The organism is Pseudomonas sp. 3MAES_34.3B, assembly GCF_058145875.1.
In genome coordinates this window covers 4103155-4119713 of record NZ_CM176960.1, presented here as the reverse complement: position 1 = coordinate 4119713, position 16559 = coordinate 4103155, and the positions used below count along the sequence as shown (strand labels likewise).

Annotated in this window: 12 protein-coding genes and 1 pseudogene; 6 read left to right on the top strand and 7 right to left on the bottom strand. The window is 53.0% G+C overall.

Translation table 11 applies throughout. The features are described 5' to 3' along the window. Nucleotides 1-77 precede the first annotated feature (77 nt). A complete protein-coding gene (locus AC3Z8Y_RS18305; RefSeq protein ID WP_490087016.1) occupies nt 78-458 on the bottom strand; it encodes a hypothetical protein in 381 nt (126 codons plus the stop codon). Nucleotides 459-910: 452 nt separating this feature from the next. On the opposite strand from AC3Z8Y_RS18305, the gene AC3Z8Y_RS18300 reads away from it, so the two are divergent. After that, the gene (locus AC3Z8Y_RS18300; protein WP_490087015.1) at nt 911-1627 is read left to right on the top strand and encodes a hypothetical protein; all 717 of its coding nucleotides are present in this window, start codon (nt 911-913) and stop codon (nt 1625-1627) included. A gap of 126 nt (nt 1628-1753) precedes the next feature. Here AC3Z8Y_RS18300 and AC3Z8Y_RS18295 read toward each other — a convergent pair whose 3' ends face one another. From AC3Z8Y_RS18295 to AC3Z8Y_RS18275, 5 genes and pseudogenes are all read right to left on the bottom strand, one after another. Next, nucleotides 1754-2200 carry a hypothetical protein gene (locus tag AC3Z8Y_RS18295; RefSeq protein WP_490087014.1) on the bottom strand — a complete coding sequence of 149 codons (447 nt, stop codon included), beginning with the start codon at nt 2198-2200 and terminating at the stop codon, nt 1754-1756. Nucleotides 2201-2454: 254 nt separating this feature from the next. Beyond that, on the bottom strand, nt 2455-2742 hold the full coding sequence (locus tag AC3Z8Y_RS18290) for a hypothetical protein (RefSeq protein ID WP_490087013.1): 288 nt from the start codon (nt 2740-2742) through the stop codon (nt 2455-2457). 4470 nt (nt 2743-7212) lie between these two features. Further along, nucleotides 7213-7404: a hypothetical protein gene (locus AC3Z8Y_RS18285; protein WP_490087012.1), complete on the bottom strand. Its 192-nt coding sequence runs from the start codon at nt 7402-7404 to the stop codon at nt 7213-7215. A gap of 135 nt (nt 7405-7539) precedes the next feature. Further along, nucleotides 7540-7915 (bottom strand): annotated as a pseudogene (locus AC3Z8Y_RS18280) (methyl-accepting chemotaxis protein); the annotation flags it as partial. 289 nt (nt 7916-8204) lie between these two features. Then, nucleotides 8205-8777 (bottom strand): PAS domain-containing protein, encoded by a 573-nt coding sequence (locus AC3Z8Y_RS18275; protein WP_490087011.1) that lies wholly within the window; start codon nt 8775-8777, stop codon nt 8205-8207. 155 nt (nt 8778-8932) lie between these two features. On the opposite strand from AC3Z8Y_RS18275, the gene AC3Z8Y_RS18270 reads away from it, so the two are divergent. Next, nucleotides 8933-9208 carry a hypothetical protein gene (locus tag AC3Z8Y_RS18270; protein ID WP_490087010.1) on the top strand — a complete coding sequence of 92 codons (276 nt, stop codon included), beginning with the start codon at nt 8933-8935 and terminating at the stop codon, nt 9206-9208. 107 nt (nt 9209-9315) lie between these two features. Here AC3Z8Y_RS18270 and AC3Z8Y_RS18265 read toward each other — a convergent pair whose 3' ends face one another. Further along, nucleotides 9316-11256: a hybrid sensor histidine kinase/response regulator gene (locus tag AC3Z8Y_RS18265; protein ID WP_490087009.1), complete on the bottom strand. Its 1941-nt coding sequence runs from the start codon at nt 11254-11256 to the stop codon at nt 9316-9318. A gap of 173 nt (nt 11257-11429) precedes the next feature. On the opposite strand from AC3Z8Y_RS18265, the gene AC3Z8Y_RS18260 reads away from it, so the two are divergent. From AC3Z8Y_RS18260 to AC3Z8Y_RS18245, 4 genes are all read left to right on the top strand, one after another. Continuing rightward, a complete protein-coding gene (locus tag AC3Z8Y_RS18260; RefSeq protein ID WP_490090035.1) occupies nt 11430-11957 on the top strand; it encodes a response regulator in 528 nt (175 codons plus the stop codon). Nucleotides 11958-12538: 581 nt separating this feature from the next. Then, complete coding sequence (locus AC3Z8Y_RS18255; RefSeq protein WP_490087008.1) at nt 12539-14587, top strand: hybrid sensor histidine kinase/response regulator; 2049 nt, start codon at nt 12539-12541, stop codon at nt 14585-14587. A gap of 19 nt (nt 14588-14606) precedes the next feature. Then, nucleotides 14607-14864 carry a hypothetical protein gene (locus AC3Z8Y_RS18250; RefSeq protein WP_490087007.1) on the top strand — a complete coding sequence of 86 codons (258 nt, stop codon included), beginning with the start codon at nt 14607-14609 and terminating at the stop codon, nt 14862-14864. A 406-nt stretch (nt 14865-15270) separates the two neighbouring features. Continuing rightward, complete coding sequence (locus tag AC3Z8Y_RS18245) at nt 15271-16110, top strand: sensor histidine kinase (RefSeq protein ID WP_490087006.1); 840 nt, start codon at nt 15271-15273, stop codon at nt 16108-16110. Nucleotides 16111-16559 lie beyond the last annotated feature (449 nt).

The following is a 16559-nucleotide window of genomic DNA, read 5'->3' as shown; positions in this document are numbered from 1 at the left end:
CCGCTCTCGGATTGAGTAGTTTTGGATTCAGTACATTCTGGACGGTATGCTTTGAAGTCGGTTCCCAACGACAACGATTAGTCATGGCTAAGCGCCTCCTTGATTTTCTCGTCTACGAGCTTGGAATAGTAGTCCGTGTCTGTAAGTATTTCAGCTATCTCCTTCATAGACTGCATTGCTCTATCGAGCGCTGAATCGCTAATAAAAAGGTTAGCGTTTTGCTGGCGCAGGTCGCCAACTGCTCCTACCAGTTTTTTGTATAGTCTTTCATGAAGCTCAGGCAGGACTATTTTTCTCGGCAGTTTTGTTCGTAAGCCGGAAGCTCTCAGGAAGACTGCGGCGGTCGTTATCCCCGTAGCATCCATGAGTTTTTGAAGCTCCGCCCACTCCCGGGCGGAGAAGGAAACCATCACGTTCTTGCGACGTAGGTCGCTCGGGTCTTTCAGTGATCTAGGCATTTTTATATCCCTTTTTATTATTATTTTTGGATTGCTTCTTACAGTTTACTGCATACGCCGGGCATCCAGTCGCAAGCGATTTGCTCTTGATGTTGCGCAACACCTCGCAGAGGTTGTGAGCAGCCAGCGTCTTTCCGAGTAGGTTTAGTCCAGTATGGGCTAAGCCGTAATAAGGGAAGACATTGCTGGCTCGCTCGAAACACTGATTACATTATACATTATTAATTTCTACCTTTGCCGGGTAAACAAGTTTTTACGCATGTTTTCTTTCAAGTGTTTTAAGCATTGGGAAAATATTTTTTGTATTTGGTCCGAGTTCGACGTCGTTACTTGAGCTTTGGCTAAATTGATGTGAGAAATATTTTTTTGCTTATCGACCTATTTTTTATGTTAGCCGCCGTTTTGGTATGTTTTTTCTGTTAAAATATTTTTATGCATAAATGGTGGTTATAATGACTAATAATAAAAATATTTCAAATTCTGATAATTTTTCAATCGAAAAAAGTGAAAAATTGGACTGGGGTAGGTTCTCGCTTCACATCAATCAGCGTGAAAATGTTGTAGCGCTGATCCTTTCAAACAGTCACGGCTTACAGAAAAGGTTAGCAAGCTATCTTTACGAAGACTCTCCTTCTCTTGAGGATCTGAATACTGCCCTTCATGAAAGGATTGCCGACGTCAATGTAAAAAGTTTGGATCGCGCGCTAAAAAAATGGGCTGGTTTCCTAGAAGTAGAACTACCCAAAATTATCATTGCTCAACGAAGAAAACGTCTCGTTTCATCGTCTGAAATGTCCGAGTCAATCGACAGGCTTATCACTACAGCAAGGATCATAAAAAAAGACCCTAGCATTCATGATTCTGAATACCCGGACCGATTTATGTGGCAGCTAAAAGCTAAGCTTGAGGCCTTACAGGGTATAGTTGATGAGGACCCTGGTGCTAGATTTCTGACTGCATCTCAAATCGTTGATCTATGCGACAAGGTCAAGGACTCAATCCGCAATCTCCACCAGTATGACTTGAAGGGAATTGACCAGCACAATAAAGAGCTAGCCAAGTACATGTGGAAATTTTGGAATGTCATACGCCCTATAATTTCAAGTAGAAGTGCGTGGTCCGTTCAAGAAAGTGAGGCGCTTGGTCGCAAAACTAAACTGAATAAATGAGTACAAGCCTCAGAAATTAATGCCTGTAAGGCTCTGGTCGATAGTTCGTGGTAAGTCAGCCGCTTCTGTTAAAGCGGCTATTTGACGAGAGGTGGCATAAAACCTGCTCTCTAGTTTAATTGTCAGTTAGTACGGACCCATCGACAATCTTGCGTCTTGGGGGAGTTGGTGAAGCTTTTGCAAGTAGCCTGATTCAAGTAGACATTTAACGACTTCGTATGATATCCAGCATTCCAACTCCCCCACTGGATCGTCCTCGGTCATCGCGAAGTTTTTGCCTAGCAAACCCCAATCGCTATACTCTACGCCATCTTTGGTTATGGTGGTCTTTGCTTTGTAGTACCCCGCACGGCATACCCCATCATGACTGATGCTCTTGATATTGTATACGGCTGTTATTTCACCGTTTTTAGTAGGGGCTTTAACAAAAACATTAGTGTAAGTGCCTAGCCCTCGATCAAAAGAGTCTCGACCCTCGACAATCGTGAACTCAATGCTGGTCGGGGTTCCAGCTAGTGTGCGAAGCTTCTTTTTGAGCTTTTCAGGTTTTGAGGTGATAACAATTTGGTTCATTCTTTACGGCCTTTTCTAATTGAGTCTTAAGTATTCGTTTCAAACTAAGCTTTGTCAATGCCTGGTTCAATTAAATCTGCTTCGTTGAATTATTAGTTTTTACTAATTACTTTGTGACAGGCATAAATACTCCTCAGAATTATCTCTGATTGTGAGGTTTGCTTGCGATGAATTGAGCTTAGCAGGTGTGCATAATTAACACGGCTCTGCTACAGCTCAAGGTGATCGATAGTCGATCCGTCGTATTCGCGTTGCTACAGCTCGCGAAAAAAATGAGTTGTCTCTTTGCCCGCAAGATTTTCTACTTCGCCCAGGATCGCCTGATAGATGGCCGTTCGAGCTGCATTGGGGTTGTCGTCAGTGAAATAGCCTTCGAGGACTTGGCTAGCACAAAGCGTAGAGCCACTTCGCATCAAGAAATGGTCATCTTCGGTGAGTGACGAGCATTCCGTAAAAACCTTTCCATCAACGGCTGCGCGCAGGGCTATGAAGCTGCATTTGAAAACCCCTGAATCCACGAACACAGCGGCCTGAACGGCCATGCCAACTGCCCTAGAATTCTGATAGGGCAATTCAAAAGGTTCGGAGTGGATTATTGATACGGCCGCAGATTGGCCTAGAAACGCAAAGGGTTGGATGGTAGCTAGCGGAAAAGTAGGAGAGTGAATCAGGTGATTTTGCTGCATTCCAAGGTACCTCAAAAATTTATGAGGTTTCCCATGCTGACAAGCGTTTTTGATTTTGTCAATACCTTGGCGTCAAAAAACTCATTTTAGGACTGGCAGGTCGGTGATTCCTGCCCCGTTCGAGGGCTGCCCTGAAATGATTGCTCAGTAAGACCCATCTCTTCTCATGATTACGTGGGCACGGATTAGTCGCTTCTGTCGCACTCTGTGCTTTGCTTCGGAGCGAGTTATCGCGATGGGAAGGGCTGGCTGGGTAGGGCGTATTTGTCTTTGTCCCGGCTAGCGGGGCAGGGCTTCGGGATTGCAAGGGATTTCCCCGGGGCTTAGCTTTATCGTGCTTGAACCGCTTAACGCTAGGGTGTATTCATCTTATGCCGTGAGCAGCGTTATAGGCCCTTTAGGGTTTTGCAAAGCCAGTCTTGATGGTGGTGCACATGCTGAAGGTGCATGTAGCTTGTCCAAGTACAGGTGTTTTCTGATACTACCCCTCGATTCCTCAATGATCGGACATAAGGACCTAAGAGCGCTCTGTGCTTCGTTCTGAGAGGTTTTATCGGGCAAGCTATGGCCGATGCTAGGGGTGTATGCTTTCACGCCCTGGGCGGGGTCATAGAGCCTTTGAGGTTTTCCATTTCTAATAAAGAACCCCAGGTTTAAGAATTATCCAAACATTATTGGCGCATGCTCGCGCGCGCGCATATATAATATTTAATATATATAATAATAACCCTGCTTCGCAGGGAAATTGCCAGTGGTATAGATAGAGTATATATCAGAAGGAATACTATCTACTCAACACCGTAGTTTTTTGAGAGCAACAACAGAGCTACTGCATTTTAAAAACCAAAATATACCTTGTCAAGGGTTGTATTGCAAAAAGACGAACTAGAACACGATTTTAGCTACCTTGAAATTTTGTTTTGCGCCAGAAGTAGGTTAGGTAAAAAAATTACCATCTCAGTTTTTGGTACGAGATTTTGCGAAATCTGAAGGCAAGCGATCCTGAAATGTTTGTGTGATTGGCAAGGGCAGGCGTTTCAGTAATTTCGACAACCTCACAATGATTTTTCTGGTGGACGGTGATGGCCTTGCTCCCAACCAGTGCAGCTGGTGTTTAGCCGAGTCTGGCTGTCCAACGGGCGTTCTTCTGCGTGCTGATCTAGGGCTCTCTACGTTTGAGCAGAGCTATCGACGTTACTCTATTCTTCGAGATTTTTTAATATGTGAACCTGATTGACAAAATTTATGTCAATCAGGTTTACCTTTTTATGTGTACTGGTTTAGTGTTCTCAAAACAGCATCGAAAAATTTTTAAAAAAGTCGGTATGCCTGTTGACGAACCTGTTTTTAATGATAGTATGTATTCCATAAGTAATTAGCGTCTTGTGCCCGCAAAGCAATCAGGGTTTAGATTCTTTTTCATTTGCCCATAGGCTGTTCAAAGAATCTAATGCTTAAAACTTATGATATTTCAGCCATGTAGGCTGCTGTAATATGGTGAAACCAGTCGTGACGACGACATGCTCTTTAAAAGATGAGACTTCCTCGGCCATTTAGGCCGTTCAAAGAGAGTCAATCGTGATCCTTGTGGTGACGATACGCTGTCGAACCGTTGCACCTTCGGCCATCTAGGCTGTTCAAAGAGAGTCAATCGTGATCCTTGTGGTGACGATACGCTGTCGAACCGTTGCACCTTCGGCCATCTAGGCTGTTCAAAGAGAGTCAATCGTGATCCTTGTGGTGACGATACGCTGTCGAACCGTTGCACCTTCGGCCATCTAGGCTGTTCAAAGAGAGTCAATCGTGATCCTTGTGGTGACGATACGCTGTCGAACCGTTGCACCTTCGGCCATCTAGGCTGTTCAAAGAGAGTCAATCGTGATCCTTGTGGTGACGATACGCTGTCGAACCGTTGCACCTTCGGCCATCTAGGCTGTTCAAAGAGAGTCAATCGTGATCCTTGTGGTGACGATACGCTGTCGAACCGTTGCACCTTCGGCCATCTAGGCTGTTCAAAGAGAGTCAATCGTGATCCTTGTGGTGACGATACGCTGTCGAACCGTTGCACCTTCGGCCATCTAGGCCGTTCAAAGAGAGTCAATCGTGATCCTTGTGGTGACGATACGCGGTCGAAACTGCTGTATTTTCGGCCGTTTAGGCTGTTCTCGGGCTGACCTGGTGTTAGCCCATTCATGATAAGCGCTTGCGGACTCCGTTGGCGCTTTTCGCGTTTCTCGAAACTTACTTGGTTGCCAGCAAGATTACATACCTAACCCCCTGGCTATTTTCAGCGCAAAGCGCTGCTATGTCTTTAGTTGGGTGCCATTATGGCCAGGCCACTCGCCGGTTTCGCAATTTGATTTGCCGCTAGGCAGCGACCGGCAAATAGCCGTTTAGACTGGCTGAGCGCCCATGGCCGGATCAAGTTCTCAATCTGTTTATTGTCGATGGACACACGGCACCGTCCTCTAGATAGGACGTCAAGCTACCTGGCGTTAAGGAGTAATCCAAGGCGTTAGCCATGACGCCCCATCGGACACACGTTCGCATTAGCGAGGTGCAATGACGAGGCGTGGGGATGCTCTCCCTGCGAGCCGCTAGCCGGCGATCCGGCCGCTAATAAGTCATCCTGAAGTTTCTGTAAATCTGTGTCGATGGCGAGCTGCGAACTAAACGATATCGCCTTGCAGTTCTGAGACATACTCTGTGCTTTGCGTGTCCGCACAAATCGCATCAAGGATTCGGCCGCAGGAGCCAATTGGTAAGCTACATAACCAGCATACAGAAACGATCGAAAAGGCACATCGCTATCATGGCCCGTCGCTGTTCATGAATCAGCTGGGGCGGCGCTTATGTCTTCATCAGCAGGCGTGATGGAAGCACCGATGAAGTTTTGTGCCTGTCATAGCGAACCGACTTGACTAGCGCAGCAAGGAGGTCGACATTGCTTCTGTAGTCCTTTGGTAGGTAGTTTCGTACTTCGGACCGAAAGCGTGGCCGCCGCTATGCCCTCAGACGCAAACCAAGGATTTCGTTCGAGGCCAGATAAGGAAGGGAGCAGCTGATGTACCGTGTTCCGGAAATCGTACAGCTCCTGCGTCGCGTAGTGGGCGGGGAGACCGTTCTAGAAGGCAGGGATGCTGTGGCATTCCGATACGCTGCGTTTTATGGGCTTTTGGCTGGTCATGAAATAACGCTATCAACAGGGCCGGAGGTGACCGAGGTCCAAATCACTGCCCAAGGCAGGAAATTTTTGGATGTTCATTCTCATCCTCGTTCTTAAGGTATACACCGTGGTTGAGGATGCAGTAACAGCTAGCTTCCGGCGTTGTGCCACAGCAGGATATCAAGCACTAAGCATCCGCATATGCAGCTACATAGCAGAACCCATTGCGAGACTGAGGGGCCCATAGCTTAGGCCATCCAGAGCCAGGCTAGCGACAGGCCCCAGCCGCAGATGGCCACCCCAGCCGCAGTGATTAAACACGTGTCCGCAGGATTGGTTGCTATGGTTTTGACTGGACTGGGTGCGGAATGGGATTGCATGTAAATTCTCCTTATGTAGGAGTCATATCGGCGGCGGCAGCGATTCTTGATGGTGGCATGTCGAAATTCATGTCAATCCTCGGCCCGAGAGCTACCGTTATCAACTCATGTCTCGCACGCCGGGCTTAACCTTGTCGACGCCTTTTCAAGCATACGAATCCCCTTCTTTCTTCACAAAAAATGCTAGCTGGATTGGCTGAAGCCGCGCACCTCCTGCGCTGCTGTAAGGAATGTTGGGAATCAGGGGCTATCTATTTGAAGCTTGTCGGCGTTGGCGAAACGACTTTGGTAATGCGGCGTGGATGGAAAAGGGCGATTTGGCGATAGGGATGTGTTCGCTATTGAACGCGTAAACATTGGCTCGTCGCGCTATCCAGCTGCTTAGCTCTGCTGCAACCGCGGAAGCAGATGGGAATACGGCGTCTGAATGTTATAGACCTCTAGATAGACTTACAGCTCTTCCCACGACTCGGTGGATTGAAGCTCCCAGAGATATGCATCCTCTCGCTCTGTAAGCGCAAGCAATGTTTTTCTAGAAACTCTGCTGCCGGGCGCGCCGCCATACGCCCGGCGTATCCGAAGGATCGCAAAAGCATCGCATCGCTGAGATCAGCCCAGCGAGCCTGGTGGACCGACGCTAATAAGCGCTCATGATCCTTACGATAGGGGGCCGTGCTACCTCCAGAGAATCTCAGGTCCTGCTGGAGACGGATGGCTCATTGCGTACAGTCGACCATACTACGCGTACCCCACTTCGCAGGAAGTGCAACCCCTTCGAGGTCAGCGGCTGAACCGTTCAGCTAGGCCGTAGAGGTAATCAGCAAGCCCTTGGAGTTCACGCCCGATGCCTGCTCCTTGACGGGCCTGCTCTGCGCTCTCATCGCACAACGAGGCAATTCGCGTTACTTGACGATTGATATCCTCCACCACTTGGCTCTGTTCTTCCGATGCCGAAGCCATCTGACTGCTCATGCTGGAGATCTTATCGACCGCCACCGTGATACCAGCAAGGCTTCTTTTACCGCCTTCACACTGTCGATGCTGCTCTGGGAAATTTCGCCGCCGCGAGCGGCTTTGGCCACGCGTGTTGGGCACTGGCTTGCAGGGCAGCAATGATGCCGTGGATCTGCTCCGTCGAGTGGCGGGTGCGTGTGGCCATTGAGCGAACTTCATCGGCCACGACCGCAAATCCTCTGCCCTGTTCGCCTGCGCGAGCCGCCTCAATGGCCGCATTCAAGGCCAGCAAATTCGTTTGGTCAGCAATCGCTGTAATCACGTCCGCTACGCTGCCAATGGACTGCGTTTCCCTGGCCAGGACGTCCACAGCGCTACCAATTTCTGCAACTGCATGAGCCATTTCATCCATGGCCCTTAGGCTCTGTTCGGCCAATGCTTCGCCTTCACTGGCCAAGGTGTTCGCCTGCACGGCAGCCAAGGCGCTGACTTGGGCATTGGATGCAACTTCCCCGATGGCGGCGGACATCTCCGCCACAGCCGTGGCCGCTTGCTCGGTCTCGCTTCGCTGCTGATCGAGCGCATGCGCCTGGCTATCGGACACGCCAGACGCTTGACCCGCCTTGCGGCGTACCTGGAACCCGGTATCCACCAGTCGCGTAAGGGCCGTCTGCAACCGTGCTTCCTGGCTGATCATGGCCAGATCAAGTTGGGACTGAATGCCATAGTGCGCGCTGTAGGTCATCGCCACCAAAGGGCTGGTGAAGGCTTTAGGGTGCTGCGCCAAGGTTTTCTGAATCGCCCTGGCTTGCTGGTATTCACTTAATAGGTAAGCCCCCGGCGAACATCACCACCGTCAGGGCAGGCTCCGCCGGTTTGGGTAACCAGTACCACCCAATGATCTCAGCCGCGCATGCCAACATGAAGGGCCAAGCCCGCTGCAATACTCTGCTAAGCGTGCGGCTCAACGGCAGCGCCGCTTTACCTGCCGACAGTCTGGAATAGAGCGTTTCGGCACGGCGAATGTCCTCGCGGCCAGGGGTCGTACGCACCGACTCGTGTCCCGAAATTCGTCTGCCTTCGTAGATCGGCGTGACATAGGCACTGACCCAGTAGAAATCACCGTTCTTAGCCCGGTTTTTCACGACTCCCATCCAAGGCTGGCCCTGTTTGAGGGTTTCCCACATATGGACAAACACACTCGCGGGCATCTCGGGATGGCGGACGACATTATGAAGTTGGCCAATCAGCTCTTCGCGGGTGAAGCCACTAAGTTTCGCAAAGGCGTCATTGCAATAGGTGATCCGGCTGTCGAGATCCGTTGCGGAAATAAGCCGTTGTTCGGGAGAAAACGTACGTTCCCGGTTGGTAACAGATAGGTTTTTACGCATGAACGTCTCGCTCAGTGCTGTGCCTTAGCACCTATCGGCCACCACGATCCACGCTTGATCGCCGCTTATTCTATAGCCCAGGGCCACTATCCGTCGGGTAGCTATTGCCTTGGCAAAGCCGTTTCGCTAGCGTGAAGGGTATCCGAGGATCCAATATGCCCAGAGCCTATGATAACCATGAGCGTATCTTATTGCTGATCCGCGACGAGGGAGGGACAAGTCGTGCCGCTGAAGACCTTGTTCTGCTCAAGTCGCTGGTGCATGCCGGCTACGTTACGGCTGGGTTAGTTCCTGCGTCAAACAAGGGCAAGACGCACCTTATCCTCACCCCGCGCGGCATGCAGTACCTGTCAGACCTGCGCGAGCAATCCATGCAGGCGCAGAACGGGCCTTGTCTTCATCGGCGACGGTCGACCGATACGCCCCTCTGAATGGTTTGTCGTAAGCCTTACCGTAGGTTAGTGGGTACTACCCATATAGGGAGGTTGCGCTGACTTCCTCTGACCGATACCGGGTGAAGGTACGAAGTGACGTGGGCTCATCGGGCTTGGTAGCCGACGCCCGTCATCAATTGGGTGATTGCCATTGCCAGGGCAGGCTGATCGAACGGTTTGCCGAGCCGTGCAAGGGTGCACGCACCGTCCAACTCGCCATAGCCGCTGACCAATAGCGAGGCGATGTGTGGGTGCTGGACTGACACCGCCTCAAGCAGCTCCGGCCCGCTCATCCCCGGCATCAAATGGTCACTGATGAGAATATCCACCGTGTCCCCGAACTGCGCGAGCAATGTCAGGGCCTGCTCACCGGAGGCTGCCGTCAGTACCCCATACCCCAGGTCCTCAAGCATGGCGGCGGTACTGACCAAGATCAGCGGGTCGTCGTCTACGGTCAGCACGGTCTGTGTCTTGCTGGGTGAAATCGAGTTCTCAGCAGCGTCTTCGGTCGAGGTCTCACTGTCACTGACCGCCACTGGAATCCATAGACTGGCCGTGGTCCCGCCCGGCTGGGTGCTTTGCAGGACGAGTTTGCCGCCAATCTGCTCAGCCAGGCCGTGAACCATGGAAAGGCCCAGCCCGGTGCCTTTGCCTACACCTTTGGTTGTGAAGAAGGGCTCGGTGGCCCTAGCCAAAGTGGCAGCATCCATGCCCGTACCCGAGTCGGTTAGTGAAAGGCACACATAAGCACCCGGTTTAAGGCCCGTCGGGGAGTGAGTAACCCTATGCTCTTTCGCCTCGATCGTCAGTGTTCCGCCCTCAGACATGGCATCCCGGGCATTTACCGCCAAGTTGAGCACGGCCAGCTCCAGCTGATTGTTATCGGCCCGCACCGGTCGCAAAAACAGCGGGAAGCGTGTCTCGATCTGGATACGGGGCCCGAGCGAGCTTTGCAGCAGTTCGAACATGCCTCGAAGCATCGAACTCAGCTCCAGGGGCTCAAGCACGAGCTGCTGCCGGCGGGCGTAGGCCAACATTCGCCGGGTCAGTGAGGCACCCCGCTGGGCTCCCTGGATGGCATTGTTCAGCAAGGGGGTGATGCGCGGATCGTCTGGCAAACGCTTGCGCACGACCTCCAGACTGCCGAGGACCACCATGAGTAGGTTATTGAAGTCATGGGCGATGCCGCCGGTGAGCTGGCCCAGAGATTCCACTTTCTGCGATTGAAACAATGCTTCTTTGGCCTCATCCAGGGCGCGCTGCGTTTCCACCTGTTCGGTAATATCGCGGGTGATCTTGGCAAAGCCCAAATGCTGACCATCGTTGGCATATATCGGATCAAGCACAATATTGGCAAAAAACCGCGTGCCGTCCTTGCGTACCCGCCAGCCTTTGCTCTCGAAACGCCCCTCGGCCAGGGCCATGCGCAGGCTGTGCTCCGGCGATCCCTTGACGCGCTCCGCTTCCTCGAAGAATAGGGAGAAATGCTTGCCGATTACCTCTTCGGGGAAGTAGCCCTTGATCCGTTCTGCCCCCGAGTTCCAGTTAGTGATGAGCCCTTTAGGGCTGATCATGTAGATGGCGTAATCAGTGACCCCCTGGACCAGCAGGCGGAACTGCTCTTCCGATTGGCGCAGTGACTCACGCGCGGCCCGCTGTTCAGTGAGGTCGCGGGTCACCTTGGCAAAGCCAAGAATCTCACCCTGAGGTGAAACGATGGGATCGATAACCACATGACACCAGAACCGTGAACCGTCCTTGCGGACCCGCCAGCCTTCGCTTTCAAACCGTCCCTCACTGGCCGCGGTGGCCAGCGCCCGCTCCGGTAGCCCGGTAGCACGGTCTTCCTCGGTGTAAAAGCGGGAGAAGTGCTCACCGAGAATTTCATCCTCGGCATAGCCCTTGAAGCGTTTGGCGCCGGGGTTCCAACTCGCGACATGCCCCGTAGGCCCGAGCATGTAAATGGCGTAGTCCGTGACGGCGTCCACTAGAAGACGGTAGCGGTCTTGAGCGGCGGGGACGGGGAGGGAAGGGCTGTGCTTCATCTGAAACTCTGGGGAGATATCGGTTAAGCGTGATTTTAATACGGGGTGAAAGCACTTTGACAGCGCAGACAAGCCAGGACTTTGGTACCAATCACGAAAGTTTCGCAGTGTGGCTCTGCACGTTCCTGCCAACCGGTGGTAATAAGACGGCCGCGGTCCTACGTCACCCCGGTATGCGGCGGATTTTTACGGCATCCGAGCTTTCAAGCGGCTTTTTCCGTTTTGTAGAGTTTCCTGTAAAATCCTATACAAAACGGTCCGTTGGTCTTCCTTTCAGAGCGAAAATTGATACGTTCTGTCTCAGAGGTATGAACCTTTGTCCGAAATCACATCGCCCACGTCCCTTGGTACTCGTCGTTGAAGACGAGGAACTTCTGCGTGAGCTGTTGGTGGACGCTTTATTAGACATGGGGGTGGGTGTGCATGCGGTGGAGACAGCCGATGCAGGGCTAGCCGCTGTGGAAGGTCGTGACTCCGTAGACCTCCTAATCACTGACGTCCGGACACCTGGGCACCTTAACGGCTTTGACCTTGCTGCCGCCGTGTATCATCGGTCTCCGGAACTGCCGATCATCATTACAAGCGGATTTTCCCCCGAAATACCGTCTTCTTTTCCGCCCACTGTATGTTTTGTTGCTAAACCATGGTCCTTAGCAGCTATTTGCCAATTGGCACAAGACCGGCTCCGTTCGGTGAAGTGACTCAATCGAAGCGGCTCTGATGCAAAGCACCGAAAAACGGTAGCCCAGCCTCGCATAAGTTAGATAAAAGGTCGATGCAAAGCCTATACAAGTGCCCTGGCCCGATGTAAATTTTCCGCCGTTTGCGCTGACAGGGTTCCGGGGCTATGAGCGAGAAGTCCGCCAAACTCGCCCTCGCCCGATTCGGACAGAATCTGGAGCCGATTGCTGGCTTTTCTGGTCCGTTTGCGCCGGGCCACACTGGCGCCTTGCACCTTTAAAGCAGGCCAAAAAAAACGGACACTGAAATGTCCAGCCCGACGCCGACGGTGCTTATGAGCGTTACGTAGGTCAACTGGAGGCTGTTCATGCTCTTCCTCACTATGACTAACGATCTGAACCGGGGCGGTTCGGGTCGGGATTGAGAGCGCTCCTGCGTAGCTGTTGATCCGTCCTGCCACTAGGTTGCTACAACCGAGGGGCGGAAACCATAGGGTTGCGTCTTGTCCCGATAAGTGGCTCATTGCCATTGCTTTTTTTGTTGGACCTGTTATCTGTGGCCATAATCAACACATCTGTAGCCAGCTTCGGCAGTAGGTAGAATGCACACCTTCCCCCCAGCCGTGACTTCGGACGAACTTCACGAAGCCTCTACGAGTCAGGCCTTCGAAAGGCTACGGCTTGCACTCGATGCCGGTGCCATCATTGGTACTTGGATTTGGGAAATCGAGCGGGATCGGGTCACCGCTGATGAGCGATTTGCCCGATCGTTTGGCATCTCAGCCGAGGACTGCCAAGCAGGCATTTCGCTGTCCGATGCGTTTGGATCAATCCACCCCGACGATCTTCCTCGGGTCGAGAAAGCCATTGAGGGTGCCTTGGGACAGCGAGGCTTGTACCGGTGCGAGTATCGGATCAAGGGGCTGGACGGCAAGTACCGCTGGATTGAGGCCTCGGGCCGTGTAGATACCGATACCGACGGCACACCTATCCGTTTTCCCGGCATCCTGCTGGACATCGATGCCAGGCGCGCGGCCGAAGCCGAGCGTGACCGTGCAACTGCACTGCTGCGTATGTTCACCGAAGCCGTCCCCGGTGTGGTGTACGCCAAGGACCGTCAGGGCCGCATGCTGGTGGCGAACCGAGGTACCACCGAATTGATCGGCAAGCCACCTGAAGAATATTTGGGCAAGACCGACGCCGAGTTTCTTGAGGATGCCGAGCAATCGCGCATCATCACCGAGACCGATCAGCGAATTATGTCGTCCGGTATAGGCGAAACCATTGAGGAAGAAGTAAGCCTGCCCAACGGGCAGGTCAGCGTCTGGCTGTCTACCAAAGAGCCATTGTTCAATGATTCCGGAGACGTCATCGGCCTCATCGGTTCATCGGTGGACGTCACAGATCGTAAGAACGCCGAAGCAGCTATTCTCCAGCTCAATACCACTCTGGAGGACAGGGTCCGCCATGCGGTTCAGGAGCGCGAGATGGCTCAGGAACAGCTGCGCCAATCGCAAAAAATGGAAGCGGTCGGGCAGCTTACCGGTGGAATTGCTCACGACTTCAACAACCTGCTTGGCGGCATATCGGGCTGCCTTGAAATGATACAGGCCAGGATGAACCAAGGGCGGTTCAATGATCTGGGCCGTTATGTGACAGTAGCCCATGCCGCAGTACAACGGGGGGCGGCATTGACCCACCGGCTGCTGGCATTCTCCCGACAGCAGGTGTTGGCGCCCAAGCCCACAAATGTCAATACGCTGATTACAGGCATGAAAGAGCTGATCGAGCGTGCGGTAGGGCCCTCGATCCAGCTCGCTATCCAACAGGCTCAGGACCCATGGCCTGCGCTTATCGACCCTGGGCAACTCGAAAATTCCTTGCTGAACTTGTGCATCAATGCCCGCGATGCCATGCCTGGAGGTGGGAAAATCGCAATCCAGACCGCCAACAAGTTGGTCAGTCGATTTAGGGCAAGCCAGCTGGACCTACCGGCGGGACAATACCTGCGCATGAGTATTACAGACACCGGGGTTGGAATGCCCGCCTCGGTTATCAGCAAGGCTTTTGAGCCTTTCTTCACAACGAAGCCCGTCGGGGAGGGAACGGGTCTGGGCCTTTCAATGGTATATGGATTCGCCCGGCAATCCGGGGGACAGGTCTACCTAACCTCCAGGCCGGGCTGCGGCACCACCGTAACCCTGTATCTGCCACGATCCAAAGCAGACATTGCGCCCGAGGAGAAAGCTTCCTCTATCCATGCGGCTATCAATCCAAGTGCCGAGAACCTGACGGTGTTGATTGTCGAAGACGACGCCGCGGTACGTATGCTGCTTGCTGACGTGGTCCAGGATATGGGTTACACCGTTATAGAAGCCACCGATAGCGTCGCAGGTAAACGCATCCTTGAGTCGGACGTAACGATTGATCTGCTGATTACCGACGTGGGCCTTCCAGGCGGCCAAAATGGTTTTGAAATGGTCAATCAATGCCAGCCCCGGCGGCCTGATTTGAAGGTCCTGTTCGTTACCGGCTACGCGGACGACCCTGCTGCCCTATCGGGCCGGCTTGAAAGAAACATGCTCATTTTGACCAAACCGTTTGCGCTGGAGGTACTCACCCAGCGGTTGTCAGAACTGGTTACCGGCTGACTGGCACTGCGGCGTATTTGTGCAGCAGATGACCTTCTGCCACCATGCCGCCCTGAAGCTGCAAATTTCCTCCTTTTTGCTGAGTCCCATGCGCATCCTTTTAATCGAAGACGACCCTATCCTGGCCCTTACCTTTGCTGCAACGCTAACCCAAGGTGGGCACAGCGTTGTGGGGACAGCCTATACCGCTGAAGAGGCTTATCAGGTTGTATTGGCCGAGCCGAGCATGAGCTTGCCCTGGTCGATGTCAATCTGGAAGGCGGCGATGAAGGTATAGAGGTTGCCCGCCAGTTACGCACCCGCTTCGATATCCCTTCACTGTTCGTAAGCGGCCAAGTAGCGGCAGTGCAACGTCATTCGAGCCTTGCACTGGGCTGGATGAAGAAACCGTTTCCTCCTGCGGATTTGCTCAGAGCCATGATAGCGATCACGTCTGCGAATACGGCCTCACTACCAACTCAAAGCCTACCTCCCGCTTTGACCCTCCTCGCTCACTCCCCGGTAGAATGATCCATGAGCCATTCGAACCCACATAATCTGTCTGTACCGGACATGGGCGAGCAGGAATTCCGCGAGCTTGCTGATAACGCACCGGTCATGATCTGGCGATCAGACACCGACCGGCAATGCGATTGGTTTAACAAGCCGTGGATTGACTTTGCTGGCCGTACCATGGAGCATTGTTGGGCTTTGGCTGGGCGGAGGATGTCCACCCGGACGACTATGACCGCTGCGTTAATATCTACGTTACAGCCTTTGATGCACGAGAGTCGTTTACCATGCCCTATCGGCTGCGCAGGAAAGACGGCGTGTACCGCTGGTTCCTCGACAATGGTGCCCCTTATTACCGTAATGGCCGCTTCGCCGGTTATTTCGGGAGCTGTATCGACATTACCGAACAGCGGGATCTACAGGAGCACCAGCAGGTGCTGCTGGCGGAATTAAACCATCGCGTCAAGAATAACTTACAGCTTGTCATCGCCTTCTTGCAGCTGGCTGGCGGGCGTGTCGCAGCTCAAGAAGCCCGTGATCTCGTCGAAGCAACGATCACTCGTATTCTGGGAGTCGGCCTGGTTCAGGAGTACCTTCACCGAAGCAAAACGGGACAGGTGGACCTCGCAGAATACCTGCCCAGCCTGGCGGAAGCTGTAGTGTCTGCGGAAAGCGGCGGCGATGCCCCCAGGCTGGACGTGGAGATGGACAGCGTCTGGGTTTCGTTTCAATTGGCCACTAATCTTGGCCTGGTACTCAACGAACTCATCACGAACTCGATCAAGCCCGGTGGGCCATCTGCATTTCCCACCAAATTAGTCCTTCGGGCCGATCTTGACCAAAATGTGGTACTGACTGTTTCGGACAGCGGCCACGGCTTTCCCGAAAATGTCCTGTCCGCGCGATCCGAGGCCACCCAAGGGACGGGTATCATCGATGCGTTGGCAAGACGTCTGAAGGCTACCATCGAGCGGTACAACGGAGGCGGTGCGCATGTCCGGTTGGCCTTCCCTAGCCAGTCGAAGTCCTAGCGTCGAAAAGCTGGGCTTCAAGGACACTGATTGGGAATGACGGTACGTAGCGCGCGCCATAAAGCGATATTGAGGTGGTACCCGGACATCCGAGACACCCATCAAACTAAATCCGTAGCCTCCCTTACATGGCGCTGTGTGCGCAGTTGGCAGCGGACCCTAGCGTAGCGGCGCACGCGAGGAAACAGGGTGATAACCGCGCTGCTTCCAACGCGAACGCTGGCTTAGGCTAACAACGAAAGACTTTGACAGCGAACAGAGGGCTGCATGCGTCATCGTGAATGAGCGCTGCATTTAGTTCTTCCTCACCCCTCGTCCCTGCGAATCCATCGCTTTCTAGCTCGTAGCTGTCGCGCTTCCCGAACTGCAAAGCATTCCTGTCGTGCCCACGTTTGTAGGCAGGGCACGAATTGGTGGGAGGGCTCTATATTGCGGTACCGCTTATCTGA

Bases quoted from the DNA above. Each gene is read 5' to 3' on its own strand.
- AC3Z8Y_RS18295 (WP_490087014.1), bottom strand. From the start codon at position 2,200: ATGAACCAAATTGTTATCACCTCAAAACCTGAAAAGCTCAAAAAGAAG.
- AC3Z8Y_RS18290 (WP_490087013.1), bottom strand. From the start codon at position 2,742: ATGGCCGTTCAGGCCGCTGTGTTCGTGGATTCAGGGGTTTTCAAATGC.
- AC3Z8Y_RS18305 (WP_490087016.1), bottom strand. From the start codon at position 458: ATGCCTAGATCACTGAAAGACCCGAGCGACCTACGTCGCAAGAACGTG.
- AC3Z8Y_RS18260 (WP_490090035.1), top strand. From the start codon at position 11,430: ATGCGGCGGATTTTTACGGCATCCGAGCTTTCAAGCGGCTTTTTCCGT.
- AC3Z8Y_RS18270 (WP_490087010.1), top strand. From the start codon at position 8,933: ATGCCCAGAGCCTATGATAACCATGAGCGTATCTTATTGCTGATCCGC.
- AC3Z8Y_RS18255 (WP_490087008.1), top strand. From the start codon at position 12,539: ATGCACACCTTCCCCCCAGCCGTGACTTCGGACGAACTTCACGAAGCC.
- AC3Z8Y_RS18300 (WP_490087015.1), top strand. From the start codon at position 911: ATGACTAATAATAAAAATATTTCAAATTCTGATAATTTTTCAATCGAA.
- AC3Z8Y_RS18285 (WP_490087012.1), bottom strand. From the start codon at position 7,404: ATGAGCAGTCAGATGGCTTCGGCATCGGAAGAACAGAGCCAAGTGGTG.
- AC3Z8Y_RS18275 (WP_490087011.1), bottom strand. From the start codon at position 8,777: ATGCGTAAAAACCTATCTGTTACCAACCGGGAACGTACGTTTTCTCCC.
- AC3Z8Y_RS18265 (WP_490087009.1), bottom strand. From the start codon at position 11,256: ATGAAGCACAGCCCTTCCCTCCCCGTCCCCGCCGCTCAAGACCGCTAC.